Origin of the sequence: Herbidospora sakaeratensis, assembly GCF_001570525.1 — a bacterium.
GTDB lineage: Bacteria > Actinomycetota > Actinomycetes > Streptosporangiales > Streptosporangiaceae > Herbidospora > Herbidospora sakaeratensis.
Window position 1 is genome coordinate 429,927 of the sequence record NZ_BBXC01000010.1, and the last position, 20,264, is coordinate 450,190.

The 20,264-nt window shown below is 71.4% G+C and carries 14 protein-coding genes; 3 read left to right on the forward strand and 11 right to left on the reverse strand.

The window, feature by feature from the left end; genetic code table 11:
• Positions 1-6 precede the first annotated feature (6 nt).
• The 11 genes from AW271_RS15095 to AW271_RS15145 form a co-directional block, all read right to left on the reverse strand.
• The gene (locus tag AW271_RS15095; RefSeq protein WP_062337180.1) at positions 7-1,560 is read right to left on the reverse strand and encodes a phage tail protein; all 1,554 of its coding nucleotides are present in this window, start codon (positions 1,558-1,560) and stop codon (positions 7-9) included.
• Positions 1,557-3,653 carry a baseplate J/gp47 family protein gene (locus AW271_RS15100; RefSeq protein WP_062337183.1) on the reverse strand — a complete coding sequence of 699 codons (2,097 nt, stop codon included), beginning with the start codon at positions 3,651-3,653 and terminating at the stop codon, positions 1,557-1,559. The genes AW271_RS15095 and AW271_RS15100 overlap by 4 nt, the downstream gene beginning before the upstream one ends.
• Entirely contained in the window at positions 3,650-4,030 is a 381-nt protein-coding gene (locus AW271_RS15105; RefSeq protein WP_218008056.1) for a GPW/gp25 family protein, read from the reverse strand. Before AW271_RS15105 ends, AW271_RS15100 begins: the two co-directional genes overlap by 4 nt.
• Positions 4,031-4,032: 2 nt before the next feature.
• Positions 4,033-4,434: a hypothetical protein gene (locus AW271_RS15110; RefSeq protein ID WP_062337187.1), complete on the reverse strand. Its 402-nt coding sequence runs from the start codon at positions 4,432-4,434 to the stop codon at positions 4,033-4,035.
• Entirely contained in the window at positions 4,431-5,993 is a 1,563-nt protein-coding gene (locus AW271_RS15115; RefSeq protein WP_062337189.1) for a phage baseplate assembly protein V, read from the reverse strand. Before AW271_RS15115 ends, AW271_RS15110 begins: the two co-directional genes overlap by 4 nt.
• 3 nt (positions 5,994-5,996) lie before the next feature.
• Positions 5,997-6,614, reverse strand: coding sequence for a CIS tube protein (locus AW271_RS15120; protein WP_062337191.1), 618 nt, complete (start codon positions 6,612-6,614; stop codon positions 5,997-5,999).
• Positions 6,615-6,616: 2 nt separating this feature from the next.
• On the reverse strand, positions 6,617-7,489 hold the full coding sequence (locus tag AW271_RS15125; RefSeq protein ID WP_062337193.1) for an eCIS core domain-containing protein: 873 nt from the start codon (positions 7,487-7,489) through the stop codon (positions 6,617-6,619).
• 75 nt (positions 7,490-7,564) lie between these two features.
• A complete protein-coding gene (locus AW271_RS15130) occupies positions 7,565-8,011 on the reverse strand; it encodes a hypothetical protein (protein ID WP_063817988.1) in 447 nt (148 codons plus the stop codon).
• A gap of 2 nt (positions 8,012-8,013) precedes the next feature.
• Positions 8,014-8,457 carry a phage tail protein gene (locus tag AW271_RS15135; RefSeq protein ID WP_062337195.1) on the reverse strand — a complete coding sequence of 148 codons (444 nt, stop codon included), beginning with the start codon at positions 8,455-8,457 and terminating at the stop codon, positions 8,014-8,016.
• 6 nt (positions 8,458-8,463) lie between these two features.
• Positions 8,464-10,353, reverse strand: coding sequence for a phage tail sheath subtilisin-like domain-containing protein (locus tag AW271_RS15140; protein WP_169806335.1), 1,890 nt, complete (start codon positions 10,351-10,353; stop codon positions 8,464-8,466).
• Positions 10,354-10,561: 208 nt separating this feature from the next.
• Positions 10,562-11,917 carry an aldehyde dehydrogenase family protein gene (locus AW271_RS15145; RefSeq protein WP_304608193.1) on the reverse strand — a complete coding sequence of 452 codons (1,356 nt, stop codon included), beginning with the start codon at positions 11,915-11,917 and terminating at the stop codon, positions 10,562-10,564.
• Positions 11,918-12,013: 96 nt separating this feature from the next.
• On the opposite strand from AW271_RS15145, the gene AW271_RS15150 reads away from it, so the two are divergent.
• The 3 genes from AW271_RS15150 (at position 12,014) to AW271_RS15160 (ending at position 20,219) form a co-directional block, all read left to right on the forward strand.
• The gene (locus AW271_RS15150) at positions 12,014-12,838 is read left to right on the forward strand and encodes a helix-turn-helix transcriptional regulator (protein WP_062337201.1); all 825 of its coding nucleotides are present in this window, start codon (positions 12,014-12,016) and stop codon (positions 12,836-12,838) included.
• Positions 12,839-13,034: 196 nt separating this feature from the next.
• The gene (locus tag AW271_RS15155; RefSeq protein WP_245653063.1) at positions 13,035-14,300 is read left to right on the forward strand and encodes an ROK family transcriptional regulator; all 1,266 of its coding nucleotides are present in this window, start codon (positions 13,035-13,037) and stop codon (positions 14,298-14,300) included.
• Positions 14,301-14,546: 246 nt separating this feature from the next.
• A complete protein-coding gene (locus AW271_RS15160) occupies positions 14,547-20,219 on the forward strand; it encodes a ThuA domain-containing protein (RefSeq protein WP_169806336.1) in 5,673 nt (1,890 codons plus the stop codon).
• Positions 20,220-20,264 lie beyond the last annotated feature (45 nt).

A 20,264-nucleotide genomic window follows, 5' to 3' on the forward strand; every position in this document is an offset into this window, starting at 1 on the left:
GCGCTCCTAGTCGGTGCCGATGGCGGAGAGCAGGGTGGGCAGGACGGAGGCGGGCCGTTCGCGGTCGAGGGCGTCGCCGACGCTGCGCAGGGCGACCCGCTGGTCCGCCTCGGTCGCCCCCGCGCGGGCGAAGTGCACGATCACGGCGAGCTCGTTGGCGGAGGCGCGCAGGTTGCGGCGGGGGGTGCCGTTCGGGCCGGTCTCGTTACGGCTGAGCGGCTCCCCGCCGTCGCACAGGTAGAGGACGCCCTCGTGGCGCACCATGCCGCGGGGGAAGACCAGGCCGCCGGGCTCGCTCGCCGGGGTCACCCGGGGCGGGTCGGTCCTCAGGTCCACCCGGTACAGCAGGGCCGGGCGCAGGGTGCGGCGCAGATAGGGGCGGGCGGGGTCCTGGTCGGGCTGGAGCCCGACGTCGAGGACCAGCAGGACGTGGCTGTCCTCGTGGAGCACGGCGTACGGCGCGAGCAGCGGGTTGCCGGCCACGGCCGCCAGCAGCGGCATCGGGGCGGTCGCGCCCGCGGCGTCGACCAGGAACAACTCGGCGGGGGTGTCGGGGCGGGCGTCGCCGACGACCAGGCGGCCGTCCGGGGCGACGGTCATGGAGCGGGGCGAGGTCAGTCCCGGCAGGGCGATCGTGCGCGGCGGGGCCGAGGGGGCGGCCGGGTCGACCTCGACGACGCGCCGGTCCTTCCGGTTGAGGATCAGCAGCTTCCCCTGGTGCACGACGGCCGCCGGGATGTCCACGACCGTCTGGACGGAGGCGTGCAGCGCCAGCGTCTCCTCCTGGAACGGGGCGGCCGAGGTGAGCCTCGACAACCGCAACCCGGTCTGCTGCACGTCCAGCACGTACGCCGCCCAGCCCGCCGGGGTCGCCTCGACGGCGACGGCCACCGGTGTGGTCAGGTTCCAGGCGGCGGAGCCGAGCGGGCGGGGCGCCGGCGGCGCGCCGGTGTGGTCGGCGTAGGCGCCGGTCCTGGTGACGCGCCACAGGCCGGGCGCGGGGCTGCGGCCGATGCCGCCCGCGTCGCCCACGAGCAGGTCGCCGGCCGGGGTCGTCGCGAGGCACTGCGGGCTGACCAGGCCGGAGTGGGCGAGGGTACGGTCCGGGCGCAGGTAGGGCCCTTGGGAGAGCAGCGTGTGCACCCGGGCCGGCGCCCCGGGAGCCGGGCGGGCGAACAGCACCTTGGCGCCGGCGTCGACGGTGACCCGTTGCCGACCGGCCACCGGCACGGCCAGGTCGAGCAGCTCGGCCAGGCCCTGGTGGGTGCCGCGCCGCAGGTGCAGGCCCATGACCCCGGCGACCACCCGCCGCCGCTGGGCCACGGTCCAGCCGGGCGGCAGCTCGAACCCGAGCCATCCGGCCAGCCAGGGCAGGAACTCCGGCCGGGTGCGGGCGGGGTCGTACAGGTCGGGCAGGGCCTCGATGAGCGGGGCGAGCGGCGCGCCGGGCGTGGCCACGCCGTCGTCGATGCCCGAGAGCGTCTTCTCGAAGACGTCCAGCAGGTCGGCGAGGTCCTTCGACCGCAACACGGCGGGCAGGTGGTCGAGGTAGCCGCTCACTCCTCCGCTCCCGTCACGGTGCAGGTGCCGCTGAAGCAGATCAGCTCGTAGTCGGTCACCCGGACCTGGGGGCCGAAGCCGCCCGGCAGCTCGAAGGGCCGGTGCACGTTCTGGTCCCAGGCTTCGCCCGCCGGGTGGTAGGGCGGCCGCTGGACCGGCCGCATGCGCAGGTCGGCGAGGTAGCCGATCACGCTGTCCGGCTGCACCGCCTGGTACATGTCGGGCAGGTAGAGGCTCTGGCCGACCTGCCAGCCGCGCCCGTCGGGGCCGCCGTGCACCGGGTGCAGGAAACGGGCCACCCGCTCCCTGAGCCGCACCGTCTCGGCGGCGTGGCCGCCGGGGGCGAGCTGCATGTCCACGGCCCGTTTGAAGACGCGCAGGTCCGCGGTGACCTCCACCGGGAGGTAGCGGGGCAGGTGCACCTGGAGCAGCGCGGTCACCTCACGGCGCGGGTCCAGGGCGGCGATCACGTCCTGGACGAGCGCCACCGGCGGCTTCGGCTGGGGCTCGTCCAGCCCCAGATCCGGCGCCACGATGAGGTTCACGTGCCCGGGAGCGCGGGAGATCGCCGCGAACGTCCACGGATCGCCCTTCTGCCAGGCCCCGTTGGGGTGGCGCTGGTCCTGCACGCGGGGTGCCAGGCAGCGGGCGACGGCCACCCCGGGCACCTGCCGGGCCAGGAACTCGTAGTCCGCGACGGTGATGGCCCGGTCGCGGGTGCGCAGCAGTTGCGGGGCGCGGCTCTTGGTCTCCTCGATCGGCTCCTCGTCGACGCCGCCGGCGCCGCGTACCGGGTTGCCCACCGAGACGACGCCGGGCACCCCCTCGGCGAGCGTGGTGACCGTGCCCGGCAGCACGTTGCCCGCCGCGCCCGCGCCGACATGGCGGTAGACGGCGGTGATCGCGGCGCCCTGCGGCGGCGTGGCCCCCACCTCGCCGAAGATCACCTCCCCGGTCACCGGGTCGAGCCGGACGGCCCGGTCCCGCCCGGCCGCCCGCTCCTCGGCGAGCTCCCACGGCTCGCCGTCCACCATGATCTTGACGTGGTCGTACGGCGAGAGCCCCGGCCGCCGGTACACCGGCCGGTTGCGCAGCTCGAACACCTGGCGGGGAGCGCGCCCCGCCGTGCCGACGGCCTCGGCGACGTCCCGGCCCGCCGTCGGGGCGGTGGTGGCGGGGACCGTGCCGGGCAGCAGGTGCCGCACCTCGACCAGGGCGTCGCCGGAGGGCTGGCCCGCCTCCTTCTCGTTGTGCACCTTCAGCCCGATCCACCGGCGGGGCCGCCCCGCCTCCGGCCGGGGGCCCTCCGCCGGGAAGGGCCAGCCGGCGGGGTCCACGGCGGCCCACACGGGGGTGGCGGGCAACTTCAGCCGGACCTGCCCGCCCTGGGTGAGCCCGTGGCTGCCGTCCTGTTCGACGGCCAGCACGGGCCAGGCCGCGGGATCGGCGCCGCCGGCGGAGAAGACCCAGCTCACCGTGGCCGGTTCGCCCGACGGCGGCCGGCCGGGCTCGGCGTAGAGCTCCAGGCGCTCGACGGGCTGGGTGAAGGCGGGGTCGAAGCCGAGCAGCAGGTAGCCGGTGCCGCCGTCGGCGACCCGCACCTCGACATCGCCTGGCGCGCCGGTCGTGTCGACGGCGTGGGCGGCGGCGGGCGCGGGCGGTGCGTCGTAGCGCACGGCCATCGACAGGCCCGAGGCCGGGGCCAGCAGTTCGGCCTCGGTCTGGAAGACCACCGGCGCCTGGGACTCGCCGCCGCCGGTCTGCACCCACGTCCCCGCGGGCACCAGCGCGCTCTGCCCGGCCTGGGCGGTGAAGGTCAGCAGCGTGCGCGCGGGCGTGGCCGGCCGCCGGGTGACGCCGAGCAGGTTCAGGAAGGCGACGTAGTTCTTCTCCGGCACCTGGTTGAGCCGGTAGATGAGGCCCTCGACAAGCCAGGCGAACAGCTCGACCAGGGCGATGCCGGGATCGCCGGGTCCCCGGTCGGTCCACTGCGGCGCGTAGTGGCCGATCAGCTCCTTGGCCTCCTCGACCAGGTCCGCCCAGCGGCGGTCGTCCAGGTCGGGCGGTAGCGGGCGGCCGCGGTGCGCGCTCATGACGGCTGCTCCAGCGAGAACGGCAGGGTGAGGACGCGTTCGTCGCCGGCGCCCCGGATTCGGTAGCCGACCGTGATCACCAGCGATCCCGCCCGGAGGTCGTTGGCCACGTTCACCCCGGCGACCTCGATTCTCGGCTCCCACCGGGCCAGCGCCGACTCGACGTAGTGCCGGGCCAGGTTCGCGGTGGCGGGGGTGTTGGGCGCGAAGGCCAGGCTGTGCAGCTCGCAGCCGAAATCCGGGCGCATGACCCGCTCTCCCGGCCGGGTGCCCAGGATGACCTGGATCGACTGCCGGATGCGTTCCCCTCCTGCGGATTCGGCGATGCCGCCGGTGGCGTCCACGCGCACCGGGAACGCCACGCCTCTGCTCTCCACGTTCACTCTCCCCTCAGCCGGAGCTGACCGGCCGTCGCCGTCAGGCGCGGGGACAACGGCGTGCCCGGCGGGACGGGTGGCGGCACGTGCGGCGGCACGGCCGGCTGGGCGTTCTGGCCGTCGGTCAGCGCGGCGAAGCCGGTGGCGGTGAGCACGGGCACGCCGCCGACGGTCAGCCGGAGCGCGTGCCCGGCGTTCACCTGGAGCACGGCCCGGCACGTCCTGGTGAGGGGAGGCCCCGCCTGGTCCGGCTGGACGCACGCCGACACCGCGGCGCCCGTCAGGTCGGCCCCGGTCAGCACCGGTGCGCCGCCCACGGTCAGCCGGTGCGCGGACACGGGGGCCGCCGTGCCCTGGTGGTCGCAGGTGAAGACGCCCGCCGTGGTCAGCACCGCGCCGCTCATACCGGCCCGCCGACGTCCATCGTGCCCATCACCTTGACCTTGACGTTGTTGGCGACGATCTCGATGTCGCCCGTGGCGGTGAAGGTGAGCGAGCTGCCCGTCTTGTGCTCCAAAACGATCTTCTCCAGGCCCGGCGTGTCGTCGAACGTGATGTGGTGCCCGCCGGGCGTGGTGAGGGTGCGCACGGTGTTGACCCCCGGCGGGGCGATCACCGGCTTGGGGGTGGTGGTGCTCCACAACGAGCCGATCACGTACGGCCGGTTGAAGTCGCCGTGCTCGAAGGCCACCAGCACCTGGTCGCCGGCGTCGGGCAGGCAGAACAGGCCGGCGGCGACCCCGGCCATCGGCGTGGCCACCGGCGCGGTCACCACGTCGGGGATGTCGGAGAACCAGGGGAAACGCAGCGCCACCTCGTACCGGAGCGGGTCGGCGGCGACCACCTCGGCCACCACGACGCCCTGCGGGGACTCGCCGCGGTCGGGCGGCGGGTCCTCGGACAGCGCTTTGCGCAGCAGTTGCACGACGTGCGCCCCGGCCTTCTGGGTGACCTCGAACTCGGTGCGGTAACCGCGCCCGTCCAGCGTGTGCACGACCCGCTTGAGCCGGTAGACCCCGCTGAAGCGGCGGCCCACCCCGCGCACCGAGACGAACCGGCCGGCGCGCAGGTCCGGCAGGCCCATGCAGGCGCCGGTGGCCTCGTACATGCCCTCCAGGAGTTGCTGGAGGAGGGACTTGGCGAGCGCGACCGCGTCCAGCGGGGTGGAGACCGGGCGTCCGCGCACCACACGGCGGCCCAGCCCGGTGAGCGCGCCGAGCGCGGCGCTGCCCAGCCGCTCCAGGATCGAGTCGAGGTCGAGCGCGGTGGCGCTCATCACGCCGACGATGCTCTGCGCCAGCTCCTGGCTGTAGCCGCGCACCACCTGGAGGCCGGCCATGCCCGCGTTGCTGACCCGGGGGCTGAAGGACGACAGGTTCGTGCCCCACTCCAGGACCAGCGCCTCGGTCTGCGGGCGGGGGAACCGGAAGTAGAGCTTGTCCCACCAGACGTACACGTCGAAGAAGTTCACGGCGGCGCGCTCCTTGAGCAGCGCCATGTCGGTGGAGGCCCGGTGCAGCACCTTGTGCGGGAAGGGCGCCGGGTCCACCACCGGGATCAGCCCGGCCTCCAGGGCGATCTGCGCGGCGATCGCGCTGTCGTTGGTGAAGCGGAAGGCCGGCCGGTCGGGCATCTCGTGCCGCAGCCGGTGCGACTTGTCGTAGCCGCGGATGGTGAAGGTGGGCGCGCCCGACTCGGGGAAGTCGGGTTCGATCGAGGCGATCTCGCCGAGCATCATCGGGGTGAGCCGGTCGCCGTAGCCGATGTGGATCTCGACGTTCTTGCCGAGCTCGAACAGCGGGGAGTCGGTGAAGCGGTTGCCGCTGTTGTCCAGCACGACGGTGAACATGTCGGCCAGTTCCAGCGAGTTGTCGTAGCGCACGCTGAGCAGATGGCGGCTGACGTCGGCCGACAGCGTGACGCCACTGACGCGGACGTCCGCCCGGGGGGCCAGGGTGTCCACGGCTCACCGTTCCGGGATGACGAGGGGCCGGCCGGACGGCAGGCGCAGCGGGTCGAGCAGGTCGTTGGCGCCGGCGATCTCACGCCACCGGCCCGGGTCGCCGAGGTAGGCGGCGGCCAGGCCGGGCAGGGTGTCCCTGTCGGTGACCGTGTGCAGCGCCGGAGCCCCGGCGAACAGGCCGCGCCGCGTCTCGAACTCCACCTCGGTGTACTCGCGGAAGGTGACCGACACCCGGGCCCGGACCGGCGTGCCGTCCGGCAGGAACATGGTGAAGCGCTGGTCGGCCTGGGCCAGCACGCACCGGAAGGAGAAGCGGCCCATCACGAACAGCAACACCGGCGGGGCGAACGTGCGCGGCGCCGGGTGCAGCAGCCGCACCAGGCCGTTGGTGTGCGCCCTGACGTCGCTCTGCTGCTCGTAGGTGTCGAAGTACAGGTCCATGGTCAGGGTGCGGGTCCGGCCGCGCACGTACTGGACGGGCGAGGCGGCCAGGCCGGGCACGCCGATCTCGGCCAGCTCGTTGCCCTGCTCGATCCGGTACTCCTCCGGGTTGTACATGACCTGCAGCCGTTCGCCGCTCCCGGTGTCGACGACGAGCGCCTTGGCGAGTTGCGCGGCCATCCTCAGGCCCCCCGTTCCAGCTCGATCGCGAGGTCGGCGCGGAGCTGGCGGGAGCCCTGCTCGCGCAGTTCGCCGCGCAGCACCTCACGCACCATCGCGCGCAGCGTGCCCGGGTCGAGCGTGGCGGCGGCGGAGGAGGCGGGCACCACGCCGGGCCGGTCGGTGCGCGCCGTCATCGGCCGGGCGGCGGGGGAGGAGGCCGCCGGGGACGGCGTGGCCGCGGCCGTCCAGCCTGCCGTGCCGGCTCCGGACGCCGGGGCGGGCGGCGACCAGCCGGGGAGGGCCGGGGACCTCGGTGACGCCGGGGCGTGGTGGGCGTGCTCGACGGCGAGCGCGGCCCGCTCCTCCCCGGCCCTTCCCTCGGCGGTGGCCCGGTGCGGCGCGCCGCCGGTGCGGTCCGGCTCGGTGGCGTGCCAGACCTCGTGCGCGAGCAGCGCCAGGCTCTCGGGCCGGGCCGACTCGGGGCGGCCGAGGAAGATCTCCGTGCCGAGGGTGACCGCGTCCGCGGCGTGCGCCGCCGCGACCCGCGCCGCGTGCGCGTCGTCGTGCACGCGGACCCGATCGATCGCGGGCCCCACGACGGGGAGCAGCCGTTCGCGCACATCCCCCCGCAGCGGGCGGCCCGGCCGGCCGGGAGCCGGGTCCCGCACCGGCCACTCCGGCCACTCCGGCGTCGACGGCGCGGGGTCGTGGCCGAGCGGCGGCACCCGGACCTCGGTCCGGCGGCGCGGGCTGTCGCCGGGCACCGGAAACGCGCGCTCCCGGTCCAGCACCCGCGCGAGCGGGCCCAGCCAGCCCGGCGCGGCGGTCCGGCGGGCCCGCAGCGCGCCGGCCTGAACGGCCAGCCGCTGCCCGGCGGTCTTCTCGTGGTCCATGCGTCGCTCACCCCCTCTCGGCCTGGTCGAGCACCGTGCGCAACCAGCGGCGGCGCTCGGCGTGGTCGAGGTTCATCAGCTCGGTGTGGGTCCAGTGGACGTGACGTCCGAGTCGGGCGACCTCCTGGTAGACCCGGTCCAGGGGGTAGCCGCGGATTCCCCCGGCAGGGGAGCCTCCATCTCGAACCCCGCCTCGCAGTGCGGGCAGCTCACCGCCACCAGCGGCGACGTCAGCCCGTTGAGGCGGTTGTAGAGCTCCTGGAGATAGGTGAGGTCCTGCGAGAACAACCCTTCGACGACGGCGGGGTTGACCTCGGTCAGGCTGCCGAGCCGCACCACCACCCGGGCCAGCAGGATCACGATCAGGTACGTCGGCAGCGCCCGCACCCTCGGGTCCTTCATCGGCAGGATCTCGTCGGCGGCCGTGGCCAGCCGCATGACCCCGTCGCGGTGCAGGGTGCCCTCGGCGTCGAGGTAGCCCAGCGGCAGCGTGAACGCGTACTCCGTGCTGAAGGCCGACACGCTCACACCGCCCGCACGATGCCCTCGTGCACCAGGACCAGGGTCTCCACCGCGATCTCGTGGCCGGTGGCGTTGAAGGCCGGGCCCTCCCACTTGGTCGGCCAGGCGTTGACGAAGTTCCAGCGCACCACCTCGGTGCGGTTGGCCAGGTCGTACACGACGATCGAGCCGTTCTTGCGCCGCACCCGGCCCTCGATGATCGACTGCCGCCACTCCCACAACTCGGTGGAGTCGGTCAGCCCCCACTTGAGGGTGATGTCGGAGTAGGTGGTCTTGCCGGGGGCCTTGCGCACGGTCGTGTTGTGGCCGCCCTCCCGGTTCTCGACCACCTCGGTGACCGACTCGATGCCACTGCACTCGGTGAAGCTGGCCTGGGCGATGCCGTCCAGCTCGACGAGGAAGTTGAAGTTCACGTACGGGTCGACCCGTACCCCTGTCTGCGCCATCGCGGCCTAGCCCTCCTGCACCTGGGAACCGCCCTGCGACATGCCGATCCGCACCACCACGAACTCCGCGGGCCGGACCGGCGCGACCCCGATGTCCACCACGAGCCGCCCGAGGTCGCGTACGGCGGGTGGGTTGTTCTCGTCGTCGATCTTCACGTGGAAGGCCTCGGCCGCGGTGGCGCCGAACAGCGCGCCGTCCGTCCACACGCGGGTGAGGAACTCGCTGACCGTGCGCTCGACCCGTTTGCGGAGCGACAGGTCGTTGGGCTGGAAGACGGCCCAGCGCAGCCCCTCCTGGAGCGACTCCTCGATGAACAGGAACAACCGCCGCACGTTGACGTAGCGCCAGGCCGTCTCGTGCCGGGGCGCGGTGGTCCTGGCGCCCCACACCATTGGGCGGGCGTTGCCGGCGAAGGCCTGGATCACGTTGACCCCCGCGTCGTTCAGCTCGCCGAGCTCGGCCGCGTCCAGTGCGCGCGTCACGCCGAACGCCCCGGCGACCGGTTCGTTGGCCGGCGCCTTGTGCACTCCGTGCCGGGCGTCGCTGCGCGCGTAGACCCCGGCCAGGTGACCCGAGGGGGGCACCGCGAAGGTGCCGCGCCCCGCCGGGTCGGAGATCACCAGCCACGGGTAGTAGAGGGCGGCGTAGCCGCGTTCCGAGGTCAGCTGTTCCCTGACTCCCAGCACCCCGCCGTCGGCCAGCGGGGAGAGGGCGTCGGGGGCGTCCAGCACGGCGAAGCGGTCGCCCATCCTCTCGCAGTGCTCGACCACTTTCTGCTGCACGGTGACCAGGTTCACCGCGTCGGGCACGCAGACCACGGTGACGTCGTCGACCCGTTCCAGCGCGGTCAGCGCCGCCTCGTAGGAGGCGGCGTCGACCCCGTCGAGCCGGTCGGCGGTGCCGCCGGCCAGCGGGGTGGCCGTCAGGGCGGCGGGCAGGTTGGATGGCGCGGCGTGCGTGCCGGGTTCGTCCGGCAGCACCACCTCGACCAGAGGCGAGGACAGCACCCCGGCGAAGTGGCGGCTGTGGCGGGGGTCCATCGACAGGTTCTCGAACGTCTGCACCCCGCCGGGGCCCGTGACGTCCAGGGTGAACTCCGCCGAGGTCACCGAGGGTGTCCCGGGGTAGGAGTTGGCCAGCGCGGCGCCGATCTCGACGACGTCGCCGGCGGCCCGCTCGACCACCACCGACTCGGTCGTGGCGCCCTGCTGGAGGGTGAGCACGGTGCCCCGTTCGACGCCCTGCGGCTTGTCCACCCGGAACCGCCGCTGGCCCGCCGCGAGGTCGGCGGTGCGCACCGTCTTGTCCTGGACGGCGGTGGCCAGCGGCGCGGTCAGGACGAGCTGCTCGCCCCTGATCCGCTCGACCTCCGCGACCGTGCCGTCGATGTCCACCAGGTCGCCGGGCGTGAACCGCCGGGCCTCCTGCGCCGACGGCAGCGTCACGAGGTTCCCGGCGGCCGAGGCGTGCTCCACCCTGACCTGGAGCACCTTGGCGCCGGTCACGATCTGGGTGGCCCGGACGGCGACCCTGATCGTGTTGCCCGCGGGGCCGTCGTCCCGCGCCCGCACCACCAGGGTGACGGCCGAAGGGGTGCCCCGGTCCCGCAGTTCCAGGGCCGCCCGGGTGGCCGTGCCGACGCGCACCACGTAGGCGACCGAGCCGCCGTTGTCGAAGAAGCCGCGCACGGCGTGGGCCAGGTAGCGGCGCGGGGCGGTGACGTACTCGCCGAACTGGGCGGTGAACTGCGTCCAGTTGGTGATCTTCACGGCTCGTCCGGTGGGCCCGCGCAGGGCCGGGCCGATGAACGCCGCCGTGCTCGTGCCGACCCCGGAGACGGGGCCGGTGGCGGTCGTCTCCTCGACGTAAACGCCTGGTGCTCGATATTCCGGCATGCAAGTCCTCCCGGCGTGCCCTGAGCTTCGGCACATCTCACCATGGGGTGGCGGGAGGCGCTTGAGTACCCCCGTACTCATATCGTCGCTTTAACCAGATGAGAAATTCGCCGGGCCGATATCGCAGGTCAGGCCCTATTTGATGACCTGTGGAGAATGGCGGTTACGGCCCGGAACCTCGCTGCCGGTAGAGATATCCGATAAACACTCAGAGCTGGATCGACTTGACCTCCAGGAACTCCTCCAGCCCGAACCTGCCGAACTCGCGCCCGTTGCCCGACTGGCGGTAGCCGCCGAACGGGGCCAGGGCGTTCCAGTGGCCGCCGTTGACGTCGACCTGCCCGGCCCTGATCCGCCGGGCGACCGCGCGGGCCTCCTCGTCGGGGCCGAAGACGCCGCTGGTCAGGCCGTAGCTGGTGCCGTTGGCGATGGCGACGGCCTCCTCGGCGTCGTGGTAGGGGATGACCGTCATCACCGGCCCGAAGATCTCCTCCTGGGCGATCGCCGAGGCGGGGTCGACGTCGGCGAAGATCGTGGGGTGGACGTAGGCGCCCGTGTCGTAGGGGCGTCCGGGGCCGCCGAAGACCAGGCGGGCGCCGTCGGCGACGCCCCGCTCGATGTAGCCGTGGACCTTGTCGCGGTGCTGCTCCGACGCCATCGGGCCGATCATCGTGGTCTCCAGGAGAGGGTCGCCGACGGTGTACGTCTCGGCGATCGCCACCGCCCGCGCGACGACCTCCTCCTGGAGGTGGGCGGGCACCAGCAGCCGGGGCCACGAGCCGCAGACCTGGCCGCCGTTGGTGAAGGACATGGCCACGCCGTGGGCGACGGCCGTGTCGAGGTCGGCGCCGTCGAGGATCACGTTGGCGCCCTTGCCGCCCAGTTCCAGGGCGACCCGCTTGACCGTCTCGGCGGCCACCGCGCCGATCCGGCGGCCGGCCCGGGTCGAGCCGGTGAAGGAGATCATGTCGATGCCGGGGTGGGCCGAGATGGCTTCGCCGACGACGTCGCCGGTGCCGTACACGACCGTGAAGACGCCGGCCGGCAGGCCGGCCTCGGCGGTGATCTCGGCCAGCACCCGCGCCGTGAGCGGCGCGATCTCCGACGGCTTCCAGACCACCGTGTCGCCGGCGACCAGCGCGGGAGCGAGCTTGGAGACGATCTGCTGGAGCGGGAAGTTCCACGGGGTGATCGCGCCGACGACGCCGATCGGCTCCCGGACGACCAGCGAGGTGCCGATGGTCTCGGTCCAGGCGAAGGTCTCCGCGAGGGCGGCGAACGACTGGGCGACGGCCACCGGGAACTGGATCTGCGCCGTGCGCGCCAGGCTGATCGGCGCGCCCATCTCGGCGGTGATGAGGGCGGCCAGCTCGTCGGCACGGGCGGCGATGCCCGCCCCGACGCGGCCGACGATCGCCGCCCGGTCGAGGGGGTCGGTCGCGGCCCAGGCGGGGAGGGCGGCGCGGGCGGCGGCCACCGCCCGGTCGACGTCGGCGGCGGTGCCGGCGGGCACCTCGGCGACCACGTCGCCGGTGGCGGGGTTGAACACGGGGATGTTTGTCATGTCATCGAAGCTGCCGGGCGCGGCGATCCGCATCCAGGGACGAAGTGTCCGTGCCTGAGCGGAATCAGCCCAGGTCCGGAGCGTGTTGACCTGGACATGCAACGGGCCAGACTCGCCGACTTCCTGCGCACCCGGCGCGCGGCGCTCCAGCCCGAGGACGTGGGCCTGCCGAGAGGCTCCCGCCGCCGGACGGGCGGGCTGCGCCGTGAGGAGGTCGCGGCCCTGTCGGCCATGTCGACCGACTACTACAGCCGGATCGAGCAGCAGCGCGGCCCGCAGCCGTCGGAGCAGCTGCTCGCCGCCATCGCCCGCGCCCTGCGGCTCACCGACCAGGAGCGCGACCACCTGTTCCGCCTCGGCGGATACCCCGTCAAGCCGCGGGCGAAGCCCGCGCGCAGCGTCAATCCGGGCATGGCGCGGATCTTCGACAACCTCCCGCCCGACGCCGCCGCGCTCGTGGTCACCGACCTGGGCGAGACCCTCCGCCAGACCCCGCTGGCGCGCGAGCTCCTCGGCGACGGCCTCGCCTACGAGGGCCTCTCGGCCAGCCTCCACTACCGGTGGTTCGACGATCCGGCGGTACGAAAGATTCATCCGCCCGAAGACCACGCCACGGTGGGCCGGGAACTGGTCGCCGACCTTCTCCGCATCCACACGCGTGACGGCGAGAGCTCCCGCGCGGGGGAGATCGTCCGGGCGCTGCTGGCCCGCAGCCCCGAGTTCGCCGCGCTCTGGCGTGCGCACCCGGTGCCCGGCCCGGTGTGCGCCAGGAAGCGGTTCGTGCACGTCACGACGGGTGCGCTCGACCTCGACTGCCAGATTCTGGTCGATCCCGACCAGAGCCAGTCACTGCTGGTCTACACCGCCACAGCAGACTCACCGGCCGCCGCCAAGCTCAGGCGGATTGGTTTGAACGGGTAGCCAAACTAAAGGGTTGCGCGGCCACCGATGCTGAACGCCTCATTTTGTAACGGTCCAGTTACGCGGTGCACAACGCTGTGACCTGCGTCTTTTCGTCGATGTCAACTCGTTATCCGTTCACACGGTGCGCTCCAGACACGTGCGTGTTACAAACCTCATTAATTGATTGCCGAGACAAATGAAAGGCGGTGACCGCGTGACGCATCCACACCGCAGCGCCCGCGCGGCCGGCACCGCCCTGCCGAGCAGCGCACCGATGCTCCGGCAGACCAACCTTTCCCTCGTCTTACGCCACCTGCGCGATCACCCGGCGCAATCCCGGGCCGACATCGCGGAGGCCACCGGTTTGCACCGGGCCACGGTCTCCAACCTGGTGGCCGAACTCCTCGACCGGCGACTCGTCCGGGAGACCGGCACCGAGCACGCCGGCGCGATCGGCCGCCCCCGGCGGCCGGTGACACTGCACGGCGCCCACGTCGGCGCGCTGGGTTTGGAGATAAATGTCGACTACATCTCCGCGCACGGGTCCGACCTCAGCGGCCAGGTCCTCGTCGAACGGCGCATCGCCTTCGACGCCATGGCCGGCGGCCCCGATCTCTCCCTGCGCCAGCTCGGCCGCGTGGCTCTGGAGGCCGTCGAGGCGATGAAGACGGCGGGGGCCACCCCCGCCGGGCTGAGCGTGGCGGTCCCCGGTCTGGTCGACGTGGCGAATGGCGTCGTCACCCTCGCCCCGAACCTGGGCTGGCACGATCTCCCCCTGGCCGCACGGCTCTCGGCGGCCCTCGGACCGTGGCGCGTTCCCGTCACGGTCGACAACGACGCGAATCTCGCGGCACTGGCCGAACACACGTCCGGTGTCGCCGCGGGCACGTCCCACCTCGTCTACCTGACGGGCGAGGTCGGCGTGGGCGGCGGCATCGTCCTGGAAGGGAAGCTGCTCCGCGGCGCGGACGGCTTCTCCGGCGAGATCGGCCACCTGCCGGTCGACCCGGGCGGCTCCCGCTGTGGTTGCGGGAGGCACGGCTGCCTGGAGACCAAGGTGGGCCTCGCCGCCCTCATGAAAGCGGCACACCCGGAGACCTCGCTCCCGGCCTCCGACCCGGAGGAGCGGGCGATCGAGATCGCCAGAGGACTGACCGCGGGCGACAGCCGGATGGCTGCGGCGGTCGCACAGGTGGGCAAGTGGCTCGGGCTCGGCGGCTCGATCCTCGCCAACCTGTTCAACCCGCGTGTCATCGTCGTCGGCGGTTACTTCGCCACGCTCGCCGAATGGCTGCTGCCGCCCGCGCAGGCCGAACTGGAACGGCTGGTGGTGGCCCGATCAGCCAGCCAGTGCCGGTTCGTCGCCTCCGACCTCGGTTTCGGGGCCGCCGCGCGCGGCGCCGCGAGCGTGGTCGTCAATCGGCTCATCGACCATCCGACCATGATCCCTGATCCGATTCCCCGGCTGGCGCCTCACTGACGGCGCCGGCCCCACAAGCCTGGAGGTGGCACCCTCCAGCCCGTGCAGTACCGCAACACCCCCCATGTAACACAAGTGGCACCAGCGAGGCGGCGCTCGCTTGCCTGACATCCCCAGTCAGGAAAGGGATTCCCCATGTCACCACGTTCTCGAACGTGGGCCAGGCTCTCCGAGATCCTGCCTTTCAAGAGAAAAGTCTCTCTGCGCCGGACCGTGGCGGTCGCGTCGGCAGCCCTCATGCTGCCCATGCCCGTCCTGGCCTTCTCCGCTGCTCCGGCCAGCGCAGCCGCTGAACCCGAGTTCAAGGTCCTCGTCTTCTCGAAGACGACCGGCTTCCGGCACGACGCGATCCCCGACGGCATCGCGGCCATCCAGAAGCTCGGCACCGAGAACAACTTCGCGGTCGACGTGACCGAGGACAGCGCCCAGTTCACTGACGCCAACCTGGCGCAGTACAAGGCCGTCATCTTCAACTCGACCACCGGCGACCCGGTGAGCACGGCGGACCAGAAGGCCGCCTTCGAGCGTTACATCAAGGCCGGCGGCGGCTTCGTGGGCATCCACGCCGCCTCCGACGGCGGTTACAGCTGGGACTGGTACCGGCAGCTGGTCGGCGCGTACTTCAAGTCGCACCCCGCCATCCAGCAGGCCACGATCGTCAACGAGGACAAGGCGCACCCGTCGACCTCGCACCTGCCGACCTCGTGGACCCGGACCGACGAGTGGTATGACTTCCAGGCGAACCCGCGCAACGCGGTGCACGTCCTGCAGTCGCTGAACCAGAAGTCGTACACCGGCTCCACCCAGGGCATCGACCACCCGATCTCCTGGTGTCAGGACTTCGACGGCGGCCGTTCCTGGTACACCGGCCTTGGTCACACCAAGGAAAGCTACGTCGAGGCCAACTTCACCAAGATGCTGCTCGGTGGTATCCGTACCGCCGCCGGCGTCGAGAAGGCCGACTGCTCCGCCTCCCTGACCGGGAGCTACGAGAAGGTCGCCCTCGACACCAACACGTCGAACCCGATGATGACCGACATCGCCAAGGACGGGCGGGTCTTCTACATCGACCGTCTCGGTGACGTCAAGATCATCAAGCCCTCCGGTGGCACTGTCACCGCCGGCAAGATGAACGTCTTCACCGCGAACGAGTCGGGCCTCCTCGGTCTGGCGCTCGACCGGAACTTCGACACCACCAGCTGGCTGTACCTGTTCTACTCGCCGGCCAGCGGCGGCAACGTCGACCGGCTGAGCCGCTTCACCATCGTGGGCGACGCGATCGACTTCTCCTCCGAGAAGGTCATCCTCAACGTCCCGGTCCAGCGGGCCGAGTGCTGCCACCACGGCGGCGGCATGCTCATGGACCACAAGACGGGCGACCTGTGGCTGGGCACCGGTGACAACACCAACCCGTTCGCCTCGGACGGCTTCACGCCGATCGACGAGGGCAGCGGCCGTTCCTCCTGGGACGCCCAGCGTTCCTCGGGCAACACCAACGACCTGAGCGGCAAGGTGCTGCGCATCACCCCGCAGGCCGACGGCACCTACACCATCCCCGCGGGCAACCTGTTCCCGCCGGGCACCGAGAAGACCAAGCCCGAGATCTACGGCATGGGCTTCCGCAACCCGTTCCGCATCGGCATCGACCCGAAGACCGGCAACGTCATGGTCGCCGACTACGGACCCGACTCCGGTTCCGCCAGCGCCACCCGTGGCCCGCGCGGCACGGTCGAGTGGAACGCGCTCTCCGCGCCCGGCAACTACGGCTGGCCGTACTGCGTGGGCAACAACACGCCGTACATCGACTACAACTTCCAGACCCGGACCTCGGGCTCGGCGTTCAACTGCGCCGCGCCGGTCAACGAGTCGCCGAACAACACCGGTCTGACCAACCTCCCGGCCGCCAAGGCCGCGAGCATCTGGTACACCAGCGCGGTCGACCAGAACAACTTCCCCGAGCTCAACGGCGGCGCGCCGATGGCCGGTCCGGTCTACCGCTACGACGAGGCGCTCGCCTCGCCGGTGAAGTGGCCGGCTTACTGGGATGGCAAGGCCATCTTCGGTGAGTGGAACAACAACACGCTGTTCTCGTTCCAGATGAACGACGCCGGCACCCAGCAGATCAAGATCAACCGTATCCTGCGTGACATGGGCTTCATCCGGCCCATGGACATCAAGTTCGGTTACGACGGCGCGATGTACCTGGTCGAGTGGGGCTCGGGCTTCGGCGGCGACAACGCCGACTCCGGCATCTACCGCATCGAGTACGTCAAGGGCGCCCGCCCGCCGATCGCGAAGATCACCGCTGACAAGACCGACGGCCCGGCTCCGCTGACCGTCAACTTCTCCAGCGAGGGTTCGCGCGACCCCGACGGCAACCCCATCACCATCGAGTGGGACTTCAACGACGACGGCACGGTCGACTCGACCGCCGCCAACCCCTCGTACACCTACACCCAGGCCGGCAACTACAGCGCGGTCCTCACGGTGAAGAACGCCGAGGGCGTCGCCGCGCACGCCAACGTCCCGATCGTGGTCGGCAACACCCGCCCGGTCGTGAACATCACCCTGCCCCCGGCAGGTGGGTTCTTCGAGTTCGGCGACCAGGTGAAGTACACCATCACCGCCACCGACGCCGAAGACGGCACGATCGACTGCACCAAGGTGCAGCTGCAGGCCTACCTGGGCCACGACAGCCACGGCCACCCGCTCGACCAGAAGACCGGTTGCTCGGGCACCATCCAGACGCTGTCGGACAGCGGCCACGGCATCAACGACAACCTGTACTACATCCTTGAGGCGACCTACGCCGACCAGGGTGGCGCGGGTGGCGCCGGTTCGCTGACCGGCCGTTCGGAGGTCATCCTCCAGCCGAAGCGCAAGCAGGCCGAGCACTTCACCGAGACCGGCCGGGTTCAGGGCGGCACCGGCACGGACACCCCCGGTGTCCAGCTGGAGACCACCACCGACCCGCTGGGCGGAAACCAGAACATCGGTTTCACCAACGACGGTGACTTCTGGGCCTACAACCCGGTGAACCTGTCGGGCATCGACTCGGTGAGCCTCCGCGTCTCGTCCGCCGGCCCCGGCGGCACGGTGCAGATCAAGACCGGCAACCCCAACACGGGCACGCTGGTCGGCTCGGTCGACATCACCCCCACGGGTGGCTGGCAGACCTTCAAGGACGTCTCGGTCCCGCTGACGAACGTCCCGACGACCACCGCTCCGCTGTACTTCATCGTCCGCAAGCCGGCCTCCGCCGGTAACGGCGACTACCTGCTCAACTTCAACTGGGTCGACTTCGTCGGCAAGGGCGTCACCGACAACCAGCGCCCGACGATCACCGCGACCGGCACCCCGCTGACGGGCACCGCGCCGCTGAAGGTGGACTTCACCTCCACCGCGACCGACCCCGACGGCGACACCCCGCTCACGTACAAGTGGAACTTCGGCGTCACCGGCGCCGCTCAGCCCACCACGGCGAACGCGAGCTACACCTACAACGCGCCGGGCACCTACGTCGCCACCGTCACGGTGACCGACGCCAAGGGCTCGTCGAACTCCGCCTCGGTCAACGTCAAGGTCGAAGCTCCGAACGTCACCTGCTTCTCGGGCCGCTCGGACGACTTCCTCGGCAGCACCCTCGACCGCAACCGCTGGTCGGTTCTCCGTGAGAACCAGGACCTGCGCGTGGCCGACGGTTCGCTGGTCATCCCGACCTCCGCGACCGAGATCTACAACACCGGCAACACCCAGCCGGTGAGCAACATCGTGCTCCAGCCCCTCCCGCAGGGCGCCTGGACCGCGACCGCCAAGGTCACCATGCGCGCCGACCAGCAGTACCAGCAGGCCGGTCTGGTCGTGTACGGCGACGACGACAACTACGCCAAGATGGTCATCCAGGGCCGCGCCGCCACGGCGACGCCCGACCACGCGCAGCGCATCTTCCAGTTCATCCGCGAAGAGGCCGGCGCGCCCAACGAGGTCTCGGCGAGCAACACCTCCAACCTCGGAGACGCCTTCCCGGACACGTTCTACGTCCGGTTCTCCAGCAACGGCAGCAACCTGAACGCCTCCTACTCGGCCGACGGCACCACCTTCACGGCGATGTCCGAGACCAAGCAGCTGGCCGGGATCACGAACCCGCGCATCGGCCTCATCTCGTTCGCGAGCACCGGCCAGCGCACGGTCGTGGACGCCAAGTTTGACTGGTTCAGCATCACCCCGGACGACACCGCCACCGGTTCGACCGACCCGAACGACGACTTCAACGGCACCACGATCGACCCGTGCCGCTGGAACGCCATCGTCCGTCCGGACTCCACCACCGCCACGGTCACCGGCGGCAACCTGGAGCTCACCACCACCACCGGCGACATCTACGGCACCGGCAACTCCGGTCCGAAGAACTTCATCCTCCAGACCGCGCCCTCGGGCGACTGGACCCTGGAGACGAAGGTCGACGCCTCCACGCTGAGCGAGCAGTACCAGCAGGGCGGCCTGATGGTGTACACCGACGACGACAACTACGTGAAGTTCGACCTGCTCACCACCAACGCGCCCGGCGCGACCGTGGTGCGTGGCGTCGAGCTGCGTAGCGAGGTCGCCGGCACCGTCCAGAACCCGCAGCCCAACGCCAACCCGGGCACCGGTGTGGTGTGGCTGCGCCTGAAGAAGACCGGCACGGTCTTCCAGGGTTCGTACTCGACCAACGGCACCACCTGGACCGACATGTCGGCGACCGTCAGCAACACCGCGGTCGGCACTCCGAAGATCGGTGTCTACACCATCGGCACCAACCAGCAGGCCGCCAAGACGGTCAAGTTCGACTACTTCAAGCTGACCAAGGCCGGCGCGGTGGACACCACCGCTCCGACCACGACCGCCACGACCACCCCGACGGCTCCGGCCGCCAGCGGCTGGTTCACCTCGGCGGTTCTGGTCAACCTCGCCGCCACCGACAACTCGGGTGGCAGCGGCGTCGACAAGACCGAGTACCAGATCGACGGCGGCGCCTGGACCACGTACACCACCGCGTTCTCGGTCGCCGGCGACGGCAATCACACCGTGAACTACCGGTCGGTGGACAAGGCCGCCAACACCGAGGCGACCAAGTCGCTCGCGCTGAAGCTCGACGTGACCGCTCCCGTCACCACCGCGGACTTCCTCCCGGTGGGCCAGGGCACGGTTCCGGTGGCTCTCGCGGCGACCGACGCCACCTCGGGTGTCGAGAAGATCGAGTACGCCCTGGACGGCGGCGCCTGGACGACCTACACCGCGGCGGTCAACGTCACCGGTGTCGGCGACCACACCCTGCAGTACCGCGCCACCGACAAGGCGGGCAACGTCGAGACGGCCAAGGCCGCCACGATCAAGATCGAGGAGACTCCCACGGAGCCCACGATCCTGATCTCGGGCGTGTCCGAGGGCGCCTCGTACGGTGACAGCACCAACGTCACCCTCGCCTGGGAGGTCGCGGGCACCGGCATCAAGACCGTCGTGGGCACCCTCGACGGCCAGCCGGTCACGTCCGGTGCGGTCCAGGAGCTCTACCGTCTCGGCCTCGGCGAGCACACGCTCACCGTGACCGTCACCACCAACTCGGGTGGCACCTACTCGCAGTCCGTCACGTTCAAGACGACCACCTCGACCGATGACATCTCGGCCCTGATCTCGCGCTTCAAGGACGCCGGTCAGCTGACCGCGACCGCGGCCGCGAAGCTTCAGGACGACATCAACAAGGTCATGGTGTCGGAGAACAAGGAGCGCGAGCGGGACCAGAAGAAGATCGTCAAGAAGCTCACGCGCTTCATCGAGGCGGTCAACGACCCGAAGAACGTGACCAACGTCGTCGTGAAGGCCACGCTCATCCGTGACGCCAACGCGCTCATCGTTGAGAACGGCGGCAACCCGGTCTAACCGGTAGTCGCAGTACAACCTGGATAGAGGGTGCCCCGCGCGCCG